The organism is Chryseolinea sp. T2, from assembly GCF_037203685.1.
GTDB lineage: Bacteria > Bacteroidota > Bacteroidia > Cytophagales > Cyclobacteriaceae > Chryseolinea.
The window spans coordinates 586,879-609,353 of sequence record NZ_JBBCAU010000003.1 but is presented as its reverse complement, the minus strand read 5'-3'; the positions used below and the strand labels follow the sequence as shown (position 1 = coordinate 609,353).

The 22,475-nt window shown below is 48.2% G+C and carries 19 protein-coding genes and 1 riboswitch; of the genes, 11 read left to right on the top strand and 8 right to left on the bottom strand.

Annotated elements, in window-relative coordinates:
* Positions 1-199: 199 nt before the first annotated feature.
* The 3 genes from WBG78_RS12480 to WBG78_RS12470 are packed head-to-tail and all read left to right on the top strand — an operon-like array spanning position 200 to position 7,089.
* Positions 200-3,637 carry a transglutaminase family protein gene (locus WBG78_RS12480; RefSeq protein WP_337326754.1) on the top strand — a complete coding sequence of 1,146 codons (3,438 nt, stop codon included), beginning with the start codon at positions 200-202 and terminating at the stop codon, positions 3,635-3,637.
* Positions 3,638-3,646: 9 nt separating this feature from the next.
* On the top strand, positions 3,647-6,208 hold the full coding sequence (locus WBG78_RS12475; protein ID WP_337326753.1) for a circularly permuted type 2 ATP-grasp protein: 2,562 nt from the start codon (positions 3,647-3,649) through the stop codon (positions 6,206-6,208).
* A complete protein-coding gene (locus WBG78_RS12470; RefSeq protein WP_337326752.1) occupies positions 6,208-7,089 on the top strand; it encodes a transglutaminase family protein in 882 nt (293 codons plus the stop codon). Before WBG78_RS12475 ends, WBG78_RS12470 begins: the two co-directional genes overlap by 1 nt.
* On the opposite strand, the gene WBG78_RS12465 is transcribed toward WBG78_RS12470, so the two are convergent.
* The 3 genes from WBG78_RS12465 to WBG78_RS12455 form a co-directional block, all read right to left on the bottom strand.
* Positions 7,052-7,327 (bottom strand): hypothetical protein, encoded by a 276-nt coding sequence (locus tag WBG78_RS12465; RefSeq protein WP_337326751.1) that lies wholly within the window; start codon positions 7,325-7,327, stop codon positions 7,052-7,054. The genes WBG78_RS12470 and WBG78_RS12465 overlap by 38 nt on opposite strands.
* Before the next feature lie 239 nt (positions 7,328-7,566).
* Positions 7,567-7,911 (bottom strand): hypothetical protein, encoded by a 345-nt coding sequence (locus tag WBG78_RS12460; protein ID WP_337326750.1) that lies wholly within the window; start codon positions 7,909-7,911, stop codon positions 7,567-7,569.
* A 14-nt stretch (positions 7,912-7,925) separates the two neighbouring features.
* The gene (locus WBG78_RS12455; protein ID WP_337326749.1) at positions 7,926-9,167 is read right to left on the bottom strand and encodes an ABC transporter substrate-binding protein; all 1,242 of its coding nucleotides are present in this window, start codon (positions 9,165-9,167) and stop codon (positions 7,926-7,928) included.
* A 99-nt stretch (positions 9,168-9,266) separates the two neighbouring features.
* Positions 9,267-9,468, top strand: a riboswitch (cobalamin riboswitch).
* A 44-nt stretch (positions 9,469-9,512) separates the two neighbouring features.
* On the opposite strand from WBG78_RS12455, the gene WBG78_RS12450 reads away from it, so the two are divergent.
* The 3 genes from WBG78_RS12450 to WBG78_RS12440 are packed head-to-tail and all read left to right on the top strand — an operon-like array spanning position 9,513 to position 12,830.
* Positions 9,513-11,483 carry a TonB-dependent receptor plug domain-containing protein gene (locus tag WBG78_RS12450; protein WP_337326748.1) on the top strand — a complete coding sequence of 657 codons (1,971 nt, stop codon included), beginning with the start codon at positions 9,513-9,515 and terminating at the stop codon, positions 11,481-11,483.
* 54 nt (positions 11,484-11,537) lie between these two features.
* A complete protein-coding gene (locus WBG78_RS12445) occupies positions 11,538-12,635 on the top strand; it encodes a YncE family protein (protein ID WP_337326747.1) in 1,098 nt (365 codons plus the stop codon).
* Positions 12,636-12,830 carry a DUF5522 domain-containing protein gene (locus tag WBG78_RS12440; RefSeq protein ID WP_337326746.1) on the top strand — a complete coding sequence of 65 codons (195 nt, stop codon included), beginning with the start codon at positions 12,636-12,638 and terminating at the stop codon, positions 12,828-12,830. It abuts the gene before it with no gap.
* A 13-nt stretch (positions 12,831-12,843) separates the two neighbouring features.
* On the opposite strand, the gene meaB is transcribed toward WBG78_RS12440, so the two are convergent.
* Positions 12,844-13,851, bottom strand: a complete 1,008-nt coding sequence (gene meaB / locus WBG78_RS12435; protein WP_337326745.1) for a methylmalonyl Co-A mutase-associated GTPase MeaB — start codon at positions 13,849-13,851, stop codon at positions 12,844-12,846.
* A gap of 55 nt (positions 13,852-13,906) precedes the next feature.
* On the opposite strand from meaB, the gene WBG78_RS12430 reads away from it, so the two are divergent.
* The 4 genes from WBG78_RS12430 (at position 13,907) to sucD (ending at position 18,328) form a co-directional block, all read left to right on the top strand.
* Positions 13,907-15,223: a CHASE2 domain-containing protein gene (locus tag WBG78_RS12430; RefSeq protein WP_337326744.1), complete on the top strand. Its 1,317-nt coding sequence runs from the start codon at positions 13,907-13,909 to the stop codon at positions 15,221-15,223.
* Between the two features lie 21 nt (positions 15,224-15,244).
* A complete protein-coding gene (locus tag WBG78_RS12425) occupies positions 15,245-16,123 on the top strand; it encodes a hypothetical protein (RefSeq protein ID WP_337326743.1) in 879 nt (292 codons plus the stop codon).
* Between the two features lie 284 nt (positions 16,124-16,407).
* Positions 16,408-17,295 (top strand): hypothetical protein, encoded by an 888-nt coding sequence (locus tag WBG78_RS12420; RefSeq protein WP_337326742.1) that lies wholly within the window; start codon positions 16,408-16,410, stop codon positions 17,293-17,295.
* Positions 17,296-17,446: 151 nt separating this feature from the next.
* Entirely contained in the window at positions 17,447-18,328 is an 882-nt protein-coding gene (gene sucD / locus WBG78_RS12415; protein WP_337326741.1) for a succinate--CoA ligase subunit alpha, read from the top strand.
* 248 nt (positions 18,329-18,576) lie between these two features.
* Here sucD and WBG78_RS12410 read toward each other — a convergent pair whose 3' ends face one another.
* Together WBG78_RS12410 and WBG78_RS12405 are read right to left on the bottom strand one after the other, a co-directional pair.
* On the bottom strand, positions 18,577-18,828 hold the full coding sequence (locus tag WBG78_RS12410; protein WP_337326740.1) for a hypothetical protein: 252 nt from the start codon (positions 18,826-18,828) through the stop codon (positions 18,577-18,579).
* A gap of 162 nt (positions 18,829-18,990) precedes the next feature.
* Entirely contained in the window at positions 18,991-19,566 is a 576-nt protein-coding gene (locus WBG78_RS12405; RefSeq protein WP_337326739.1) for a CAP domain-containing protein, read from the bottom strand.
* Positions 19,567-19,777: 211 nt separating this feature from the next.
* Here WBG78_RS12405 and icd point away from each other — a divergent pair, with 211 nt between their 5' ends.
* Positions 19,778-21,004 (top strand): NADP-dependent isocitrate dehydrogenase, encoded by a 1,227-nt coding sequence (gene icd, locus WBG78_RS12400; protein WP_337326738.1) that lies wholly within the window; start codon positions 19,778-19,780, stop codon positions 21,002-21,004.
* 107 nt (positions 21,005-21,111) lie between these two features.
* Here icd and ribH read toward each other — a convergent pair whose 3' ends face one another.
* Together ribH and WBG78_RS12390 are read right to left on the bottom strand one after the other, a co-directional pair.
* A complete protein-coding gene (ribH, locus tag WBG78_RS12395) occupies positions 21,112-21,585 on the bottom strand; it encodes a 6,7-dimethyl-8-ribityllumazine synthase (RefSeq protein WP_337326737.1) in 474 nt (157 codons plus the stop codon).
* A gap of 128 nt (positions 21,586-21,713) precedes the next feature.
* The gene (locus WBG78_RS12390; protein WP_337326736.1) at positions 21,714-22,403 is read right to left on the bottom strand and encodes a tetratricopeptide repeat protein; all 690 of its coding nucleotides are present in this window, start codon (positions 22,401-22,403) and stop codon (positions 21,714-21,716) included.
* Positions 22,404-22,475: the final 72 nt, after the last annotated feature.

The following is a 22,475-nucleotide window of genomic DNA, read 5'->3' as shown; positions in this document are numbered from 1 at the left end:
GCGACAGGTGGAAGTGCTGACGATATCGAAATCAATCGCCCCTTGCGCAGAAAATTATGAACCGATGATCTCTCATTCAATCGATTGAGAATACGCCGTTTGGCATTCGCTGACAGCATCATCACCCAACAGCCCTTAAGCCCGTTCAAGTTGATTGATTATTGGTTATAATTAGGTACCAATTCTCCTGCCTGAACCTATGTCGATAAAAGTTGCTATACGGCACAAGACGTCCTATACTTATGATCGTCCGGTAAGTCTGTCACCTCACGTGTTCCGACTTAAGCCGGCAGCGCACTGCCGCACACCCATTCTTTCTTATTCCCTCAAGGTCACACCGGAGAAACATTTCATCAACTGGCAGCAGGATCCGTTCGGCAACTTCACCTCGCGGGTAGTGTTCCCGGATAAGACCACGCAGCTGGCGTTCGAGGTTGAAGTACTCGCCGAGATCATTGTGATCAATCCCTTCGACTTTTTTATCGAAGACTACGCCGAGCACTTCCCGTTTGCGTACGATGCTCAGCTAAAGAAGGAACTGCTTCCATATTTTGAAGTAATTGACAACGGCCCATTATTGCAGCAGTTGTTGAATGAATTCAGGCCGAAACTGAAGAAGCTTCGGACGATCGACATGCTCGTCATGCTGAACCAGGGCATTCAGCAAAGGGTGGCTTATACCATTCGCATGGAGCCTGGTGTACAAACGAGCGACGAAACATTGACGCTGAAGCTGGGGTCGTGCCGCGACTCAGGATGGCTGCTGGTGCAGTTGTTCAGGCAGCTCGGACTGGCAGCGCGATTTGTGTCGGGCTACCTGGTACAGCTGAAGTCGGACCAGAAAGCGCTTGACGGACCATCAGGTACGGAGAAGGATTTCACCGATCTGCATGCCTGGTGTGAAGTCTATATTCCCGGCGCAGGCTGGATCGGATTGGATCCAACGTCCGGACTATTTGCCGGTGAGGGACATATACCACTTTGCTGTACTCCGGATCCGGTAAGTGCCGCACCAGTTACAGGCATGTCTGATGTATGTGAGGTTATAGATTTCAACTTCTCTAATGAGGTATTCCGCATTCACGAAGATCCGCGCGTAACCCAACCGTATACTGAAGAACAGTGGGACACTATTCTGGCCCTCGGAAACAAGATTGACGAAGATTTGCTCGAGGGCGATGCCCGACTGACGATGGGCGGCGAGCCGACATTTGTATCGGTCGACGATATGGAGGCGAAAGAGTGGAATACAACTGCCGACGGTCCGCAGAAGCGGGCACTCGCTTCCAAACTGATAAAGAGATTGAAGGAACAGTTTGGCCCCGGCGGATTGATACACAAGGGTCAGGGTAAATGGTATCCGGGCGAGCCCTTGCCACGGTGGAACTACACGGCGATCTGGAGGCACGATCACTATCCCATATGGCAGAACGACAGGCTGCTCGACCTCGAAGATGGAAAAAGTAACTACACCATTGCCGATGTTCGGAACCTCGGCTCATTGTTAACCAAATTCCTCGGGGTGCCTTCGGAGCATTTGCAACCCGCGCTTGAGGACGCTTTCTATTTCCTATGGGAAGAAAGCCGCGTGCCGGTGAACATCGATCCTTACAAGGCGGACTTAAACGATCCGCTCGAGCGTCAGCGGCTTGCCCAGCTACTTAACAACGGGCTGGATACGCCTGTTGGCTATGTGCTTCCTGTCGAATGGAACTATTGGAATAATCGCTGGCTTAGCTGCCGGTGGGAGTTTAGGAATGACAGGCTCATGCTGATGCCTGGCAATTCGCCCATCGGATTAAGGCTTCCCCTGAAATCACTTTCGTTTACATCGTCCAGCAGGATGCCTCGGGAAGTAGAACGTAGTCCCTTCGAACGGGAGACAACTCTGGAGCGGACCCACGAAAAAGTGCAGCGGAGGTACCTTCAACCAATTCCGCCTCCGGAGTTGCCACGGGAGTACTACACGCAGTACAAGATCGAACAGGCGGAGCCCGACAAGACTGATCCCCACTGGAAAAAGCCAGAGGAAAAGCCAAAAGAACCCGAATCAACCTTCGACATCTATACTATTAAGACCGCATTGTGTCTTGAGCTTCGCGATGGGAAGATCTGTGTGTTCATGCCACCCCTGCAATACGCCGACCATTATCTCGACATGCTTGCTTCCATTGAAGCCGCAGCAGCACAGCTTAACGTCAGGGTCGTCATCGAAGGTTATGAACCTCCGCGCGACAACCGGCTCGCCAAACTTGGCGTGTCGCCTGACCCGGGCGTTGTGGAAGTAAATATTCATCCCGCGAAAACATGGAAGGAGCTGGTTAACAACTACGACATTCTGTTCGAACAGGCCAGGCTCAGCAGGCTTAGCAGTGAGAAGTTCATGCTCGATGGAAAACACACGGGAACAGGCGGAGGAAATCACATTACTATTGGCGGGATAACGCCATCGGATAGTCCATTGCTAAGGAGACCGGATCTTTTGAAGAGCCTGGTAACGTACTGGCAGAACCATCCGGGATTGTCGTACATGTTTGCTTCACAGTTCATCGGTCCGACCAGCCAGGCGCCGCGTGTTGATGAAGGCCGTCCGGAGATGTTGTATGAGCTTGAGATCGCGTTTAAGCAGGTGCCCCAGGGACAATTCATTCCCTTCTGGATGGTGGATAGGATATTCCGCAACCTGCTGATCGATATTACCGGCAATACACATCGCGCTGAGTTCTGTATTGATAAGTTGTATTCTCCGGACAGTTCAACCGGAAGGCTTGGAATACTCGAGTTCAGAGCTTTTGACATGCCGCCCAACAAGCAGATGTGTATTGTGCAGTTGCTTCTGCTCCGGGCAATAGTATCACGTTGCTGGAACGACCCGTATCAGTCGAAGCTGGTACGATGGGGTTCCATGCTTTATGATAAGTTTATGCTTCCGCACTATGTGTACGAAGACATGAAGGAAGTCTGCGAAGACCTGCAACGGGCGGGGTATCCCTTTCAGATAGCCTGGCTCGACACCTTCTATGAGTTCCGTTTTCCCTTGTGCGGAAAGATCGACGTGCTCGATATGGAGCTTCAGCTCCGGCAGGGAATTGAACCGTGGCATGTGCTGGGTGAAGAAGCAGCAAGCGGGGGAACCGCGCGCTTTGTCGACTCGTCTGTTGAACGAATAGAAGTGAAGATGATCAATTTTAATGCGGAGCGTTACCTGGTGACTTGCCACGGTATACCTGTGCCGTTGCGCGAGACCACAACGAAGGGAACCTGGGTGGCAGGCGTGCGCTACCGGGCCTGGAGTCCGCCATCCGCCCTGCATCCGACGATCGGAAAAGATGTTCCATTGGTATTCGATGTTTTTGATACCTGGAATAACCGCTCGGTCGGTGGCTGTGTTTATCATGTCTCGCATCCTGGCGGTCGTGCTTACGACACATTCCCGGTGAACGCTTACGAGGCCGAAGGTCGCCGCATCAGCAGGTTCTGGAACGAGGGCCATACCCAGGGAAGTTATACACCGACAAATCCTTACGCAGGTGTTACCCGCTATTTGGAAAAGAATACTATTCCAAGGAAATTTGATCCGCCTTCTGTCGTGATAAATCCTGAATACCCTAATACACTTGATTTGCGGCAGTATTAACTTTTCTCAATGCAAAGCATCAATCCGAATATACCGTTGGAAACCCTCATCAAGGGTTACTTCACGAACAAATCGCTTGATGAATGCTTTGGTTTCGAAGGAGAAGTAAAGAACCACTGGAAGCGGCTTGTTGATAACGTCGAAAAGTTTGGAGTTGAAGAGCTCACGAATCGACAGCTCGAGCTGCTGAAGTTGCTGAAGGAAAACGGTGTCACCTACAATGTTTACGGTGATACTGACGGCATGAACAGGCCGTGGCAGCTGGATTCGATGCCATTGCTCATTTCACCCCTGGAATGGAGGATCACTGAGCGAGGCATGAAACAGCGTGCTTTTGTGCTGAACAAGATCCTGGAAGACCTTTATGGTGAACGTCGCCTGCTGAAGGAACGCATCGTACCACCCGAATTGATTTATGCCCACTCCGGATTTCTCAGACCGTGTGATCAGGTGGTGCAGCCTGGCAAGAACAGGTTGATACTATATGCTGCCGACCTGTCGCGCGGGCCCGATGGCAAAGTGTGGGTGTTGAGAGACCGGACACAGGCACCTTCAGGGATGGGATACGCACTTGAAAACCGGAGTGCGCTGGCACGTGTAGTGCCTGAGTTGTTCAAAGACCATAACGTAACCAAGCTCGGCGGCTTCTTCAACAGCATGATGCAGGCCTTCCTGGATATTGCTCCACAGGGAAAAGAGCAGCCGCGCGTCGTATTGCTCACGCCCGGACCCAGAAACGAAACGTACTTTGAGCACGCCTTCCTGGCATCACATATGGGATTCACGCTGGCACAGGGAGATGATCTTATCGCCCGTGACGGATACGTGTGGATCAAAACAGTGGAAGGACTTGAAAAGGTTGATATCATCCTCCGCCGGATCGATGATAACTATTGTGACCCGATGGAATTGTACGAGGGATCACATCTCGGCATTCCAGGACTCCTCGAGGTGATCAGAAAAGGGAATGTCTCAGTAGCCAATCCGTTAGGCAGCAGCATCCTGGAGAATACAGGGCTGATGGCCTTCATGCACAACATCTTCAAGTACTTCCTGAACGAAGATCCGATCTTCAAAATGGTGGCGACATGGTGGGGTGGTCAGAAGAAAGAGATGGATTATCTGATCCAGCATCTCGACGAGTTGGTGATCAAGAAGATCGACAGAACGAACGGGTCCGGCACGGTGATCGGCAGTCAGCTGTCGCGTGCCGAAAAAGATAATCTTATACGCAGGATCAAGGCGCAACCCTATCTGTACGTTGGTCAGGAAGAGGTAAGCTTTTCAACTACGCCGGTTTTTAATCGCGATAAGCTTGAACCTCGCTACACGGTGTTGCGCACATTCCTTGTAGCGGCTAATGGTGGATACGAAATCATGCCCGGCGGACTTACACGATGTTCACCCGAGAAAGGAAGCTTTATTGTATCTAACCAGGATGGCGGTATCGCCAAAGACACCTGGGTTGAGACGGCCGTGCGGGGCATCAATACTTCACTGCTCCATAATTCAGATGTGAAGAGAAAGGCTGTACTGCCAAGCCGTGCAGCTGAGAATTTATACTGGGTCGGACGCTACTCGCAACGGGTGCTCCGTACGTCGCGGTTTATTCGTATCGTATTGCGCAATCTTACCCAGGGCGGCTACTCCAGAACTGGTCAGGAATCAGAGGCTACCCGCTCTTTGCTTCATACCATTACGCACCTCACCGGCACTTATCCCGGATTTCTCGATGATGAGGAAAATGAAGTGCAGCTCAACGATCGTCTCAATGAAATCCATAAGCTGATCTGCAATCCTTCCGTCGAGGGCAGTATCCTTTTCACTGTCAACAATCTTTTGAAGGCCATGTACGCTGTGCGCGACCGTTGGACGGTGGACAACTGGCGCATCATAGACGACATGGAGGATGCGAGCAGAAAGCTTGCAGCTCTCGAGCCGGAGGGAATCAGGCACGTCTTTACATCCCTTGATAATCTCAACGGTAGCTTGCTGTCTTTCCTCGAGATGAACAGGCAGAGCATGTATCGCGGAGAGGGATGGCTTATGTATCGGATAGGACAGCTCATTGAGGAGATGTCGCTCGAGCTCACGCAATACAGGGCCTTGCTGGCTTTCCAGTTTGATGAGGCCATTGAATTCCAGATTCTGGAAGCACTGCTGGTGAGCAACCAAAACCTGTCGAACTACCGGTCGGTATACCGTACCTACTTTGATATAGCCCCTGCGTTGGATTTGCTCTTCCTTAACAAACAGAATCCAATTTCCATCCTTTCGCAGCTGGAGCAGTTGCTGAAATTCATTGATCAGTTGCCTCATGTGGATAAGGGCGTGCATGAAACCAGCATTTCGAACCTGGTGTTCGAATGTTACAGCAAGGTGAGACTGTTGTCAATTGAGGAGTTGCTGAAGGTTGATCCTGAGGTGGAGTTCCGCGCGGCACTCGACAAGACATGCGAGGAGCTCAGCGCGAAGATTGCCAGGATCTCCGTCTCGCTCACCGCGCAGTACTTCAGTCATACTACTTACCAAAGCGCAGAGGAGAAGGACAATTTTAAACTTGAAGTCTGATGCGATACAAGATAACCCACGTAACAGAGTACAAGTATCAGGAGCCTGTAGGGCTCTGCCATAATCGTGTATGTCTCACGCCGAGAAACAATAGTCACCAGACGTGCCAGGTATCCGATATTCGCGTCGTACCCAGCCCTGATGAGTTCAACTATCGCACTGATTTTTTCGGTAATACGGTGGCTTATTTTTCCAGCTATAAAGAACACGACACGTTACAGGTAACTTCGGTAAGTCATGTGAACCTGAGTGGCAGGCAGGAAACTGATCTTGCGTTCAGCTCTTCCGTTTTGTGGCACGACGTTTCTGCGTTGATCATTGCCGACGGAGTATTGGCAAGCGATGTGTTTCAATATACGTTGCCCTCTCAATACATTCCGCATAGCGAGGCGGTACGTGAGTTTGCAAAGAGTTGCTTCCAGGAGGATGCGACATTGTGGTCGGCCTGCAATGTATTGATGCAAAAGATTTATAAGTCGATCGAGTTCAAGCCCGGATTTACGACCATCAATACGCCGGTGGAACATGTTATCCGCGACAAGAAGGGAGTATGCCAGGACTTCGCTCATCTCATGATCAGTTGCCTGCGCAACATGGGCCTGCCGGCCCGATATGTAAGCGGGTACATAGAGACTGTGCCTCCGCCAGGAAAGGAAAAGCTTGTGGGCACAGACGCTTCACACGCGTGGGTTTCAGTTTACTTTCCCACCATTGGCTGGGTTGAATTCGATCCGACCAATTGTCTTCATCCAACGTTTCACCACATCACTGTGGCGTATGGTCGCGACTACCACGATGTGGCACCATTACGGGGAATTGTGTTCGGCTCCGGAAAACAGAGCCTCACCGTGAAGGTCGACGTAGTGCGTTCTGCCGAATAGTTTCCTGCCTGCCTGTACCCTTGTGCCTGTCAGCATCCTTCTTTTGAATTAACTTCTTTACCCATTGCCCTTTCCACATCCAGAGTCCGCTAAGGATTACGATGGGAAACATTACCCAACGAACGGCAATAACTGCTTCAGGTATCTGTGAGACCGGGCCATAGATGTACCCAATTATCGGGATGCTAGGTACAATGTGTACCCACCGAAGAATTATTCGTTCTGTTGATGCCTTCATGAGCGCCCCGTTTTTGATGACAACCGGAAATTGAACTTGTTATCGCAGCAGAGAATGTTCCTGCCAGGGTCGTGGCAGAGAATGTCTCGGCGAACGACCATCGATATTTCTTCGGTAGACGAAGAACTTCCTTTCTTATTTTATGAGATAACGGAAAACAGCCATCAGATCATCCCACTTGTAACATCATCATTACAGCACGCTATTTACGGGGTCGCGTTCTATTCCTGAGTCTGTCTTCAATTGAACCAAACTGCATATCCTTGCCGCCTCAGATCCCAGGCAAGTTTTTCCTCCATGAGTAACGCCTCCTCTCTCGACATCGGCTTGAGATTAAATTGCTCGTATAAGCTTGGACGTAAATACATACCGTATTTGAAGACGATACTGGCCGACAGCTTGTGACCTTTCTTATTGACGTAACCCGTCCGATGCTGCATGAAGCGTTCCGCAGGCAACTTGCTGGTCATGCCGACGTAAAGGCATTGAAGTACACCATTGAATTGAGGGTTGGCGGTTCTGAATCTTGCATTCTCAGTGAAGACTTTCTTCGAAAGCTCGATTACATAAACGCGATATCTCATGTTGTTAAGCCAACCTATTCCAGCTGACGATGAAAGTAAAGAGAATAATCAGGCAAAAGAGCAGGGTGCGCAATCCTGACGAGATCTCTCAAAATAATATCGGGCCTGAGATATCCAAGCTCAAGATAGACACTTCCTCCTTTAGCGCCCTTAAGTGCATCATAGGTAAATACTTTGCCTGATTGAAACGCCTTGAAGTTCCTGTAACGATGATCGCCGTCGCCAAGTGATTTGAGAGTAGAGTGACTGCCTACGCCGATCCATAGATCCGCTTCATGCGCCTTGCTGTAAACCGATTCGAAGTCAAGCTCCAGGAATCCTGTGGAGGCATCTTCTCGCCAAAGATAATTGCAACCTGCATCTGCAAATAACTTTGCCGCGTAGTTTTGTCCCCCCGGCATGAACCATGCATCACCATAAACGATTCCACTCAATACGGTAGGCCTGAGTGCCACCGTGTCGGCACTGGCTTTCGTTTGCTGGTATAGCTGATCAATGCTATTGAAAATTGAATCGGCTATTTCTTCCTTATTAAAGAATAGCGCCATAAACTTGATCCACTCAGCTCGTCCCAGTGGATGCTTCTCAAGATATTCGGCATTGATAACAACAGGTACGCCCAGCGCTTCCATCTTTTTGAACTGTCCGTAGTCACTGGTCATTGAATAACCCATCACCAGGTCAGGATGCAGATTCGCCAGTTGTTCAAGGTTCATGCTCTTATCAACGCCAAGATCGAATACTTTGCCCGCGTCGACATGTTGCCTGATCTTTTCCGAACTGATATAATCTGTTTCGGGGAATCCGGTGAGCTTGTTGTCTTCACCAAGATATTCAAGCAATGGTAAGTGTGATGTAGAGGTACAGACAATTGAATTTAATGGAACGCGGATTACTTTAACGTCAGCATCAACCGGAGGAACTTCTTCGTCGCGGGGCACTAGCAAATAGGTGTAACCGGAAGTAGCCCCCTGGTAAGGAGTTTTTACTTCTACCCATTTCTTGTTGCCGTCGTATCGTACAGTAAAGCCTTGTGCATACTTCAGGCTCTGGACCCGATCTCCGTTGACGGTGGTCGCGTGGTCAGGCTTGTCAGTTTTGCACTGAGTGCACAGAAGCAGGATCAACGATACAACGATCAGATTTGGTAATCGCTTTGATATGAAATTGTACCGCGCAATGTTAGAATACCTGCATGCTCTCTTTATCAACAGTTGTACGACAGACAGCGAACGATGATTGGATTTCAGATGCATGAGGGTGATCAGTTAGTGGTTCGATCAATTACTGACATCAAACATAGGCGAAATGAAATCAAAATCTGCGGGCACCGTATTACGAATGATTCTTTTATCTATGTTTGTGCCGGATTGACGGTTTTGCTGCTGTGTTACAACGTCAGCAAATTAAAAGGGAATACCGGAATGCCGGAGCTGTCCCCGCAACTGTGATTCACATTTATATTGCTGACAATCTGTGCCACTTTCCGCTTCGGCGAGATGGGAAGGCGTCAGCAAAGTGAAAAGCCAGGAGACCTGCCTCATCTGTTTTGATTCAAAGCTTTCGGGAGAAAGGCTGACGAAGTAGTCTTCAATCGGGTATTGCTCGGATCTACGGGTCACGCTTTTGTTCAGGGCTTTGAGTCTGCAAAGTCATTGAATGTTTTTATCAACATGATCGTGCGCGCAGGCGTTCTCGTTTGTCTTTGTGTGGTTTGGGTGCAGGCAAGCATGGCCCAGACGGATACAACCTATCTGAGGGAAGTTCAGGTGTACGGACTACCGGTCACCAGCCATGCCGTTGGAGCAAAGGTAGATCAACTCGAAGCCGGAGGCGTTGGAACTCTTTCAGACAAACTAAGAAGCGACATACCGTTGTATCTGAAATCGTATGGCAACAATCAGTTGTCGACGATATCGATTCGCGGAACAACAGCTTCTCAGACGGCAGTGCTGTGGAATGGAATCAATATCAATTCACCTACGCTCGGTCAAAGTGATCTGGCACTGCTTCCACTTTATCTGTTTGATGAGTTGTCGGTGCGCTACGGAGGAGCAAGCGCCCTTTACGGATCGGATGCCATCGGAGGAAGTATCCTGCTTGGGCAACAGCAACCATCGTTCATAAAACGAACAACATTCACATTCGATCAACAGATTGCCAGCTTCGGGCGTTTCGATACTGGCATGAAAGCAGCGTGGGGCGGCAGTCGCTGGCAATTCAGTACAAAGGCAATTCATACGTATCTCGGCAATGATTTCCCCTACCACTCACCGGCCGTTGGATATGAAAAGAAACAGAACAATGCTTCAGTAAGGAACTATGGCGTTGATCAGCAGGTCCAGTATAAGATCAACGACCGGCAATACGTTGGCGTTGAGGCGATGTACACGGATAATCATCGCCACGTTCAACCTCCGGTAACGAACAACGATTCTCACGAAGTTCTGAATGACCGGAACACGCGGGTAAGTGCAAACTACCATAACCAGATGTCGGCGGGAATTCTCACTGCGACTGCAGCGTATGTATTCAACGATGAAGATTACGTCAACGGAACAACATCTACTAATCGTTCAGACCAGCTGGTGTTGCAGGCGGGCTTTAACCAGGATTATGGATCAAGGCTCAATGTCCGATATGGTCTCAGCTACGCGCGCTATAGTGCGACGTCAGCAAACTTTGATGACAATCTCGCCGAATACAGGTTCGATGGTTATGTGAGCTCACGGTATATGGTCAGCAGAAACTGGTTGATGAATCTGGATCTGAGACAGGCGCTTTATGATGGGAAGTATGCACCCTTTACTCCATCATTTGGTATGGAGTATTACCTGCTGAACCAGGAAACACAGAAGCTTTCATTGCGTGGTCAGACATCGAGGGCATATCGCGTCCCGACGTTGAATGATCGCTACTGGATACCAGGAGGAAATCCAACTTTAAAGCCTGAGGATGCGTGGCAGGCTGAGGTGGGAGTTAACTGGAAACGAACAATGGATTCATTCGGTTTTGAATCAAGCCTGACGGCATATAGGGGCTGGGTTAACGAAATGATTGTGTGGCGTCCTGCCGGAAGTTTCTGGTCGCCTCAGAACCTTCAGAACGTTGACCTGTCTGGAATTGAAGCAGGTGTATCTGGAAAATGGAAGACGGACGACCGTTCTTTAAAAACGTCTTTGCAGTATGCGTTCACGCGATCCATTAATCGTGATGCGCTCAGTGCCAGTGATCAGTCAACAGTTGGCAATCAGTTGCCCTATGTACCCAATCACAGTCTTAGAATAAATGTCTCAGCAGGCTATAAGAGCTGGGCGATGTTCGTTGGCGGCGACTACACAAGCTGCAGGTATACGACTATCGATAATGTGTCGTCGTATTCTCTTGATCCCTTTTTTCTGCTTGATGCAGGTGTGTCGCGACGAGTACAATGGACGAAGCTAACAGCAGAATTCACGGCCAACGTTCGGAATATATTTAATGTGTACTACGAAACCTTGGAGAATCATGCTATGCCGGGGACGAATGTGGGTGTTAGTGTGAAGGTCAGGTGGGATAGAATTAAGAATTAAGAATTAAGAATTAATTGGGAATTGAATAATTGAAAATTAGATAAACAACTACACATGAATTTCAGGAATTGGATTGGTACTGGATTTAGTAAGTTAATGAGAAGCGTAACTGTTTTACTTTGGGTAATAGCAGTTATTGGCGTTACTGTTTCTTGTGATGACGATGATAACAAGCCTTCGGGAGAATATGCGGATGGTGTATTTGTTGTAAATGAAGGCAACTTTGGTAAGGGCAATGGAAATATCACGCATTTCAGCGATGACAAGATTGCCACTCAGGATGTTTTTGGACTGGTGAACAACGGCCGTGCACTTGGTGATGTGGTGCAGAGTATGACGATCGAAGATAATATCGGGTATGTTGTTGTGAACAACAGCAAGAAGGTCGAAGTAGTTACTGCCAGCACATTCGAGTCTCTTTACACGATCGAGGAACTCTCTCTGCCGCGATATGTTACCGTTGATGATGACTTCGCCTATATCACAGAATGGGTAAGCTTTACCGATCCGGGACGTGTAAGTGTAGTGGATATTAATAAGCGTGAGATCGTGAAGCAGATCACGGTTGGATATGGTGCGGAAAACATACTTGAGGATAACGACCTGCTTTATGTATCCAACAGCTTTGCCAATACCGTTACCGTTATTGATACTGATAGCCGTGAGATAATCAAAACCATCGAAGTGGTTGCATCTCCTGGCGAGCTGCTGGAGGATGCAAATGGTAAGATCTGGGTAGTATGCGGTGGCAACTACGGTGGAAACGATGGGGCACTTGTGCAGATAGATCCTTCCAAAAGCAAACAGGAAAGTGAGGAGAGCGTCGTGAAGACAATTTCACTTAGTATCAACATGGCTTATCCGAAGGCGGCCATCAGTCCCGACAGGACCAGTATCTTTTATTTCACCGACACGAAAGTGTACCGGTTAAATATCACCGATACGACAAAGCCATCCGGTGCTTTTATAGAGGGAACGGCCGGAACCAGCTATTATGGTATTGGCATTGATCGCAGAACCAACGAAATTTATGTGGCAGACAGCAAAGCCTTTGCCGGGCAGGGCACTGTTTACCGGTATCAGCTAAATGGCGATGCCATAGACAATTTCACTACAGGCATTGGCCCTGGTGGGTTTGCCTTTCACGAATAGATGGATAAAGATCGGCAGAGTACGGAAGGTGAGCGGGAAGAGGAAAATGAGTATTACTATCTTGAAAACGGTCTCATCGTTTTCAAGGCTACCTTCCTGCTGAAACGCGGCTACTGTTGTAAGCGCGGCTGCCGGCATTGTCCTTACGGATTCAGAAAAGATTCTGCGAAAGACGAAAAGAGTAAAGACGACTGAATTGTTGTCTTCGTCAGCTACCTTTAATTTGGCGATGGTACGCAGCAAGGAGTTCGTTTGCCGCCTTGCGGGGTGACTTGGTTTTTGAAGTCACCTCCGACTCCAGTAACGACTGGGCTGTACGCACCTGATCATATTGCCAGACATCAGACTTCAGAAGGGCAGCGAACTGATCGTTAAGCCAGGCGACATATTGGCGGTTTCGTTGCTGGTCAAAAGCGCCGGACAATTTCGTCCTGGCTACAGCGTCTGAAATTGCAGTCCAGACTTCTTCGATTCCAACACCTGAAACTGCAGAGGTCAGTATCACGGGTGGGGTATTGGTTGCCCCGGTGTAGACAGTGTGAATGGCCTGAGCATACATGGCCTGTGCCTGACGTGCACGGTTAACGTTGTCGCCATCGGCTTTTGTGATGGCAATAGCGTCGGCCAGCTCTACGATGCCCTTCTTCATTCCCTGTAAGTCGTCGCCTGAACCCGGAAGCATTAGCAGTAAGAAGAAGTCGACCATTTCCTTCACTGAATATTCCGACTGACCCACACCTACCGTCTCAATGATGATGAAGTCGTAGCCAGCGGCTTCAGCCAGGAGCATGCTTTCACGTGTCCTCTGAGCGACGCCGCCGAGCGAATCCAGAGATGCAGTTGGTCGTATGAAAGCATTCCGGTTTTTTGACAGCGTCTCCATGCGTGTCTTGTCGCCCAGAATACTGCCTCCGCCGACGGGACTGGTGGGATCGATTGATAAAACTGCTACCTTTTTGTTGTTTTTAAGAATGAACTGTCCCAACGATTCGATGAACGTGCTTTTACCCACTCCCGGGGTACCGGTAATACCGATACGGAGGGAGTTACCAGTATGGGGCATTACTTTTTCAAGGAGTGCGATGGCTGTTGCCTCGTCATCCGGCCGGTGACTTTCAATTAATGTGATGGCCTGTGCAAGCAGGATGCGATCGCCGTTGAGGACGCCGTCGGCTAACGATTCAAGAGTGGGTCTTTGCCTGGCTTGCTGCTTCACGCTGAAAAACTATGAGAGTTTAAATTTCTAAATTTACACGAGATAGCCCCACAACATGAGAAAATTTTGGCTCGACTGTGTGTTTGCAACAGCATTCGTGTTTCTTGCCCTGATAGGTTTATTAAAGCTTACCCAGCTACAGGTATTTAACGCATTCGATTCGATCGGGGAGGCATTGTCTGATGTAGAGTTAACCGATTATGTTTTTTCTGGATTGCGTGATGATCCGGACGTAGATCAGAACATAGTTTTGGTCAACATTGGTAATCTTAGCAGACGCGATATTGCCCAGCAAATTTCAATCATAAGCAAGTACAAACCACGGGTAATAGGTATTGATGGATTCTTTGACTGCAGGACGGGACTCTATGACACCGTCAGCTGCCCTCAGATGAAAGACGAACTGGGGAACATGATGCTGGGTGAAGCGATCAGGAGCGCGGGAAACGTTGTGCTTGTGACAAAGCTGTTGAGTTCGGATACTGCTTCAGAGAACGAGTTTGATTCACTGAGGCGTTCGGATCCAGCCTTTCGGGATGGCGCTGCCGCCGAAGGATTTGCCAACCTGGAAACCGGGGCGGCGTTTCAGGATGATGTAAAAACCTGCAGATCATTTAATCCGGTGATGATCGTTTCGGATTCATCACATCGGGCATTTTCCGTTGAACTGGCAAATGTTTACGACTCAGCTAAAACAAATCAATTCATCAGGAGAAACAACTATTCGGAAGTGATCAATTATCGCGGCAATGTTTTTGACATCCACGGCACGACCAACTATCCCCAGATGTTTTACACGCTTGACGTTAACGATGTATTTACTGAGAACTTTGTTTCGGAAATGATCAAAGACAAGATCGTCATAATGGGATTCATGGGAGGCGAATTGGGGGATCCGTCATGGGCCGATAAGTTTTATACGCCCCTCAACAAGAAATTAGCCGGAAAGGCAAATCCGGATATGTTTGGCGCCGTGATACATGCCAATATCGTTTCAATGATCCTTAAAGGGGACTACGTAGAACAAATGCCGCAATGGCAGGAGGTTGTCATGGCGATATTGATCTGTCTGTTAAACGTAGCCCTCTTTTCTATTATCAATACTCATCTCCCACTGTATTATGATGGCATTACCAAGCTGCTGCAGCTGATACAACTGCTGGCCTATTCTGCGCTTATGGTGTTGATCTTTCACTGGTACACTTTCAAGCTCGATATTACGATAACACTCGCCGCCGTGGCCGTAGTGGGCGACGTCTATGAGGTTTATATGAGTGTGATCAAAAACCTTTACTTAAAGATTCTGGCTAAGTTCTCGCTTACCCCGAAGCCCGCCGACGTATTAACGCCAGAAACGCCCGAAAAACAATGAGTTAGGGCTGTTTTTGACATCATGAAATACACCTCTACCCTTATTTTGGCCCTTATCGCAACCGTTGCTACAGGGCAGGATTATTCGTTTAAGGTACTTGCCAGCAAAGGCAATAATGAAATCAAAACCAATGGTGCCTGGACGCCGTTGAAAACCGGTGCAAGTCTGCACACGGGTGACGAGCTAAAACTGGCATCCAATGGATACATCGGCCTTGTACACAAGAAAGGCAAACCACTGGAAGTGAAAACGCCGGGTAGCTATCAGGTTGCACAGCTTGAATCCCAGGTCAGCAGCGGTTCAGGTATTGTGTCTAAATACACCGACTTTATCCTCAGCAACACATCTCCGGAAACAAAAAAGAATAACCTAAGTGCGACAGGAGCTGTTGATCGCGGCGAATATCACGCCATCCGTATCGCCCTTCCCGAACACGCAGGTATCTATCACAACGTAGCCCCTGTGGGTTGGACTGGCGACAACATCAAGGCTCCCTTCATAGTAACGGTGATGAACATGTTCGATGAAGAACTGGCCATCTATGAGACGGAACAAACAAGCATTCAGCTCGATATGAATGATGCGAAATTTGCCCGTGAAAATGCCGTAATCGTCGAGGTAAAATCAAAGACAGACCCTAACCAGAAATCGAAGCGCCACATGATCAAAAAGCTTGGCGCTGCAGATCATGTAGGTATCGAGAAGTCACTCACAGATATTAATACGGTTGCTCAGGAAGAGACGGCTCTCAACAGCTATATTCTCGCCGGCTTCTACGAACAAAACAAATTGTACATCGATGCCATTGGTGCCTACGAAGACGCTATCAGACTTGCACCGGATGTAACAGCTTATAAGGAATCTTATACTGAGTTCCTCAAGCGCAACAATCTCCAATAGAAGAAAAGAATTGATAATTCACAATTGCCAATTGCCGACTGAAAAAAGCCTCTTAAAAGAGGCTTTTTTTTATGCCTTTAAGGCGACCAGGTATAGATCAACCCGGGGGGGCAGAACAATTCTTAATTCTTAATTCTTAATTCTTAATTGAATTGGTAACCGCCTTTCCGTAAATATTTATCTTCCTTGAAAATGAGAACCAATTGTTCTATTTTCCGTTCTGTTTTGTCAACAATCCCGATGCAATGGAGCAGGGGTTGACTCAAAAAAATCCCATTAAAGACATGAAAACCAAGTTGGCTTTGTTTGCGATTTTAGTCGTCGTAGGGCAGGCCTATGCGCAGGATTATGCATTTAAGGTTCTGGCGAACAAGGGCAAGAACGAACTGAAAGCCGGAGACAGCTGGCAGCAACTCAAAGTGGGTACCACGCTGAAAAAGGACGATGAACTGAGGATCGCTGAAAACGCTTATCTCGGACTCGTTCACTCAACCGGAAAGGCTATTGAGGTGAGGAAGGCTGGTAAATACAAGGTCATCGATCTGGCAAAGGAAATCAAGGAACCTGCCAATGTACTGAACAAGTACACCGACTTCATTTTGAGCTCTAACACAGGTCCGAAGAATACCCTTGCAGCAACTGGGGCAGTAGACAGGGGAGGCAGCGCAATCAAAGTGTATTTGCCCAGACCTGAGCTGGCCATTGTATACGGCGACAAGGTCACCATCAACTGGGAAGAAGATAAATCACTGTCACCATATGTTGTGATGTTCAAGAGCATGTTCGGCGATGAACTTGCTTCGATGGAGACAAGCGACAATTTTCTTACCGTTGACTTGGGCAACAAGAGCTTCATGAACGAAGACAACATCATTGTTACGGTTGAGTCCAAGACGAATAAGAACAAGATCTCTGATGAGTATACATTGAAGCGCCTGTCGAAGGCAGACAAGGAACGCATCAAGACTGAATACGCGAAGATTGCTGCCACTACATCTGAACCAACTGCTATCAACAAAATGGCGATAGCTGCGTTCTTTGAGCAAAACAATCTTCTTATAGACGCGATACCGTACTATCAGGAGGCCATCAAACTTGCTCCGGACGTCCCCGACTATAAAGATTTCTACAACGATTTCCTCCTTCGATATGGCATCAAGTCGAAGAAGTAAGGTCAGAGGCAGGTAGAAATAAGCACACACAGCACAAAGGCACAACTTCAGAGTTGTGCCTTTTTTCATGCCGGCTACCATTGCGACAGTGTTGGTTTGGCAGGACGCGATATTCTCCTATTTTTGTGCATCTCTAAAAAACACCAATTCGATGAGTGTACTGGTCAACAAGAATTCGCGGGTAATTGTACAAGGTTTCACCGGATCTGAAGGCTCCTTCCATGCCGGTCAAATGATTGAATACGGAACAAACGTAGTAGGTGGCGTTACACCTGGCAAGGGCGGCTCCGAGCACCTTGGAAGACCGGTATTTAATACGGTTAAAGAAGCGGTCGAGAAGACTGGCGCTGATGTTTCTATAATTTTCGTTCCTCCTGCTTTCGCGGCCGACGCGATCATGGAATCTGTTGATGCTGGAATTAAGGTTGTAATCACCATCACCGAGGGTATTCCGGTAAAGGACATGATGACCGCTAAACAGTATCTGCAAAACAAAGGTGTAGTGCTGATCGGTCCGAACTGCCCTGGTGTAATTACGCCTGGTGAAGCTAAGGTCGGTATCATGCCGGGCTTTGTCTTCAGGAAGGGAAGAGTCGGAATTGTTTCAAAGTCAGGAACACTTACTTACGAGGCGGCCGATCAAATCGTTAAAGCAGGACTGGGCATATCTACTGCCATAGGAATAGGTGGAGACCCGATTATCGGAACGCCGACCAAGGATGCAGTGGAACTCCTCATGAATGATCCGGAGACCGATGCTATCGTGATGATTGGCGAGATCGGTGGAAACTATGAGCCTATTGCTGCCCGTTGGATTAAGGAGACCGGTAACAAGAAGCCTGTTGTGGGATTCATTGCAGGTCAGACAGCGCCCGCTGGCAGACGTATGGGACACGCAGGAGCGATCATCGGAGGTGCAGATGATACAGCTGCTGCGAAGATGAAGATCATGCAGGAATGCGGCATCCACGTTGTTGAGTCGCCTGCGGAGATCGGGGACACGATGGCGAAGGTGCTGGCGAAGAAGAATTAAGAATTAAGAATTAAGAGTTAAGAATTAGAAGGGGGCCTTTGCGGCCCCTTTTTCATTATTCACTTCTGAGCCTTGGCACTGATACGTTGGCGGTTTTCTTTAAAATTGCTCCCGACCGGCCAGCAGCAGCTGAGTCTTATGAGGGTTCGAGATGAAAAAAAAGAATCCTGAGTTCTTAGTCTACCAGCTAAGAGCCCAGGAGAAATGCCGAACGTCCAGCAGAGAAGATCCGCGCTCGAGAGTTAGAATCAGAACGATGTTCTGAACTCGCTCTCCAGATAATCATTGAGGCTCTTTAAACCTCTGAGAATACTAACCTGCTCCGGATTGTTGTCTGAATTGTCGCCGATGTACATGACCTCGACGAACAGCGAACCAAGCATGTAGATGTGAATCTTTCTGCCGTTTTTGGCGCGCGTACCGAGGGCTACGCCCTTCTTTTTAAGTTTGTTAACCTGTTTCTCGGGAGAAAGACGTTGAAAGAAAAATTGGGTGAACATAACCTTTATGGGTTTTTCACTCACAATATTCAAATCAGGGGCCACCCGAAAAATCTTTGAATTTGAGCCAATTTCGCAGGTTTTCAACTGCCTGATTCCTGATTCGGGACAGGTGTTTTCCCAGCGTTTCTACCTGGGAAAAGTAAGCCCAGGGTGCGGTGATCAGGGGTTGCAGAATGCGGGTGCTGCGGCATCTGTTTCTTCGCCAAACCACACCATTCCATAACTACCATATATGCCGACACCAATTGCCTTCCAGGTAACGTTCGCCCACGTACCGCTATTGATAAGCAAAGGGTTGTGGCCCGGACTGACTTTCCAGCCATCGAGGCCCTCCTTTGCATTGGCGCCGGCGGAGCTGAAGTAAACGATTTCAAATCCGTTTCCAGCGTATCCTGTAAGCTCTTTGGGCTTGGCCCACATGCAGCTTGCCTTCTTGTGATCGTTTGTATAGCAGCATCCTGACCACTTACCTTTTGATGACCAGCTATGAGGATTGCACTTATTTCCTACGTCAAATTGGTAATTCTGCATCAGGTCGTGCGCATGAGTCTGAGCGACGAACGTCAGATTTTCTGAGAGAGGAATCGCAGGCAGTTTGTTCTCCTTGCGGTACTCCATAATAAGATCATATAGCTTTTTCTCCTCAGGCGATAGGCAGGCGGTTGTTCGTTCAGTAGGAGGCATGTCGAAACCAACGAGTGAAAGGAATAGTATCAGGATCGGAATCGATTTCATAAGAGCTTTTGTTTTGGCCACGTGATACAACGCATCACCCCGGTGTTTCGTCCCCTGACGGCGCTTAAAAAGAAGCCATTTTCTTACATCTTTCTTTTTGCAGGAAGGGGTTTGCGCGCCTGTAAAAATATGTTCATTTCTAAGCTGAATTTCCTAATTTTCCGCGCTCAAAAAATTGAGCACCTTTCACTATCACATTAAATCAAGAACAATGAGCGATCAGAAAATCAGCATCCGTAACGGTAAGCTTAATGTACCGGATAATCCTACCATTCCATTTATCGAAGGTGACGGCACCGGCGTTGACATTTGGCCAGCATCTCAACTCGTTTTCGACAAAGCTATTGAGAAGGCATACAATGGAAAGCGCAAGATAAACTGGAAGGAAGTATTAGCGGGTGAGAAAGCTTTCAACAAGACCGGAAGCTGGATGCCTGAGGAAACGTTGAATACTTTCAAAGAATATCTGGTCGGCATTAAAGGACCTTTGACTACACCCGTAGGCGGAGGCATTCGTTCACTTAATGTTGCGCTTCGTCAGGAGCTTGATCTTTATGCGTGCGTGCGCCCTGTACGTTGGTTCAAGGGTGTTCCTTCCCCAGTGAAAGAGCCACATAAGACTGACATGGTAATCTTCCGCGAAAACACTGAAGACATCTATGCCGGTATTGAATTTCAGGAAGGCTCTGAAGAGAACAAGAAGTTCCTTCAGTTGCTGAAGGACAACTTTGCAAAGAGCTATAAGAAGATTCGTTTCCCTGAAACTTCAGGTATTGGTATCAAGCCAGTTTCCAAGGAAGGAACAGAGCGTCTTGTGCGCGCTGCTATCGAGTATGCTATCGAGCACAAGAAGCCTAACGTGACACTCGTTCACAAAGGCAACATCATGAAGTTTACTGAGGGCGGCTTCCGCGACTGGGGATACGCTTTGGCGAAGTCTGAATTTGGAGCAGTTGATCTCGATGGAGGTCCATGGCAGGTAATTCAAAAGGGTGATCATAAAATCATCGTTAAGGATTCTATCGCCGATGCATTCCTTCAGCAGATTTTGTTGCGTCCTGATGAATACTCAGTTGTAGCTACCTTGAACCTCAACGGTGATTACATCTCTGATGCACTTGCTGCCATTGTAGGTGGTATTGGTATCGCTCCTGGTGGTAACATCAACTACGTAACCGGTCACGCTATATTCGAAGCAACTCACGGAACAGCTCCGAAGTATGCCGGACAAGACAAGGTTAATCCTGGATCGGTTATTCTCTCTGGCGTAATGATGCTTGAGCACCTGGGCTGGGTTGAAGCGGCAGACCTGATCTACAAGGGACTTGAAGCGGCTATTTCCAAGAAGCGTGTAACTTATGACTTCCACCGTTTGATGGAAGGCGCGACACTTTTAAAGTGTTCTGAGTTCGCACAGGAAGTGGTGAAGAACATGTAGGCAATTGATAATTGACAATTGATAATTGATAATTGAAAGGGGGCTTAGGCCCCCTTTTTCATGATGATGATTCTTACGCTTAACCGGAGAGTTCGACCCTTGTGTTTTTAATGTTCGAAGTCGAGCATTTTGATGGCAGTGAGAGCAGCCTCTTCTCCTTTGTTGCCCCACTTTCCACCTGCACGATCGAGAGCCTGTTCTTGGTTTAGCGTAGTAAGCACCCCAAAGATTACCGGCTTCTGAGTTTTAACGGTGACTTCTGTTAGGCCTACCGTTACGCCCTGGCAGATGTAATCGAAATGCGGAGTTTCACCCTGAATAACACAGCCGAGGCATATGACGGCGTCAATACTTTTCTTTTCGGCCATCCACAACGCGCCCAGTGTAAGTTCGAACGTGCCGGGAACATTTCGTCTGATGATATGTCTTTCGGGGATGCCATGGGAGAGGAGAGATTCTCTTGCCCCTGTGTATAGGGCCTCCGTTATTTCGGAATTCCATTCAGCCACGACTATTGCAATTTTTTTCTTCCTTAGGGAAGGCTTGCTTTTCACCTTGCCCGAGGTTAGCGGACCTGCCATATTCAATTACTTTTATTTGTACTGTGCTTTGCGATAAGTCACAAAGCAACGAATGAAATCAACATAAAAAAAGGCAACAATCCGTTTCCGACTTTGTTGCCTTTTATGCTGAAGATTTATCAGATCTGCTAGCCGTTGGTCTCGAGGCGAGCCTTCTGCTTGCGGGCGTTTTGATACTCGCCTGAGTCAGAATACTGACTGATTATCTTTTCGTATGTCTCTTTTGCCTTGTCGTTCTGATTCAGTTTTTCATAGGCAAGGGCCTCTTTCATCAGATAGGTAGGCGAGAAGTATTTGTTGGGCTCGTAGTTTGCAGCTTTGCTGTAGAACTTTGCCGCGTCTTCAAACTTATCTTCTTCCATGTAGGTATCGCCGATAAGGCTATATGCCCGTGCCTGAACCAGGAGATCGCTTGAGCTGAAGTCTTCGAGATAGAGACGGGCAGCCTCAAACTTTCCTTGTTTCAGGAACGCCGCGCCTGCATAGTAGTTCGCAAGATTTGCAGCATCGGAAAATTTGTAGTCGTCAATGATGGCCAAAAAACCGAGATTATTACCATCGCCATTGAGGGCTTTACCGAGGCTGTCAGCCTCAAAGTAATAAACGGCCTGGAACATTTCCTTTTGAGCCTGCGTGTTCTGTGAGTTCTTGTACCATATGAAACCAAGGTACCCTGCCACGACCAGCACGATCACCGCACCGATGCCTACAACCAATTTCGAATTGCTTTCAACCCAGGTCTCAGCGGTAATCAGCTTTTCTTTAAGCGCTTCGGGGTTCTCAAGGAGCTCGTGCTTGTGTTCTTCCTTCTTAGCCATTGTTTTGTTGAAATTTCCGCGTACGCGGACCGATGCGGTCCAGGTAGTCGGGGCGCAAAACTACGAATTACA

What these genes read in the sequence shown, in the direction of transcription:
- WBG78_RS12480 (WP_337326754.1), top strand. Translation starts at nt 200, where the DNA reads ATGTCGATAAAAGTTGCTATACGGCACAAGACGTCCTATACTTATGAT.
- WBG78_RS12475 (WP_337326753.1), top strand. Translation starts at nt 3,647, where the DNA reads ATGCAAAGCATCAATCCGAATATACCGTTGGAAACCCTCATCAAGGGT.
- WBG78_RS12470 (WP_337326752.1), top strand. Translation starts at nt 6,208, where the DNA reads ATGCGATACAAGATAACCCACGTAACAGAGTACAAGTATCAGGAGCCT.
- WBG78_RS12465 (WP_337326751.1), bottom strand. Translation starts at nt 7,327, where the DNA reads ATGAAGGCATCAACAGAACGAATAATTCTTCGGTGGGTACACATTGTA.
- WBG78_RS12460 (WP_337326750.1), bottom strand. Translation starts at nt 7,911, where the DNA reads ATGAGATATCGCGTTTATGTAATCGAGCTTTCGAAGAAAGTCTTCACT.
- WBG78_RS12455 (WP_337326749.1), bottom strand. Translation starts at nt 9,167, where the DNA reads ATGCATCTGAAATCCAATCATCGTTCGCTGTCTGTCGTACAACTGTTG.
- WBG78_RS12445 (WP_337326747.1), top strand. Translation starts at nt 11,538, where the DNA reads ATGAATTTCAGGAATTGGATTGGTACTGGATTTAGTAAGTTAATGAGA.
- WBG78_RS12440 (WP_337326746.1), top strand. Translation starts at nt 12,636, where the DNA reads ATGGATAAAGATCGGCAGAGTACGGAAGGTGAGCGGGAAGAGGAAAAT.
- WBG78_RS12430 (WP_337326744.1), top strand. Translation starts at nt 13,907, where the DNA reads ATGAGAAAATTTTGGCTCGACTGTGTGTTTGCAACAGCATTCGTGTTT.
- WBG78_RS12425 (WP_337326743.1), top strand. Translation starts at nt 15,245, where the DNA reads ATGAAATACACCTCTACCCTTATTTTGGCCCTTATCGCAACCGTTGCT.
- WBG78_RS12420 (WP_337326742.1), top strand. Translation starts at nt 16,408, where the DNA reads ATGAAAACCAAGTTGGCTTTGTTTGCGATTTTAGTCGTCGTAGGGCAG.
- sucD (WP_337326741.1), top strand. Translation starts at nt 17,447, where the DNA reads ATGAGTGTACTGGTCAACAAGAATTCGCGGGTAATTGTACAAGGTTTC.
- WBG78_RS12410 (WP_337326740.1), bottom strand. Translation starts at nt 18,828, where the DNA reads ATGTTCACCCAATTTTTCTTTCAACGTCTTTCTCCCGAGAAACAGGTT.
- WBG78_RS12405 (WP_337326739.1), bottom strand. Translation starts at nt 19,566, where the DNA reads ATGAAATCGATTCCGATCCTGATACTATTCCTTTCACTCGTTGGTTTC.
- icd (WP_337326738.1), top strand. Translation starts at nt 19,778, where the DNA reads ATGAGCGATCAGAAAATCAGCATCCGTAACGGTAAGCTTAATGTACCG.
- ribH (WP_337326737.1), bottom strand. Translation starts at nt 21,585, where the DNA reads ATGGCAGGTCCGCTAACCTCGGGCAAGGTGAAAAGCAAGCCTTCCCTA.
- WBG78_RS12390 (WP_337326736.1), bottom strand. Translation starts at nt 22,403, where the DNA reads ATGGCTAAGAAGGAAGAACACAAGCACGAGCTCCTTGAGAACCCCGAA.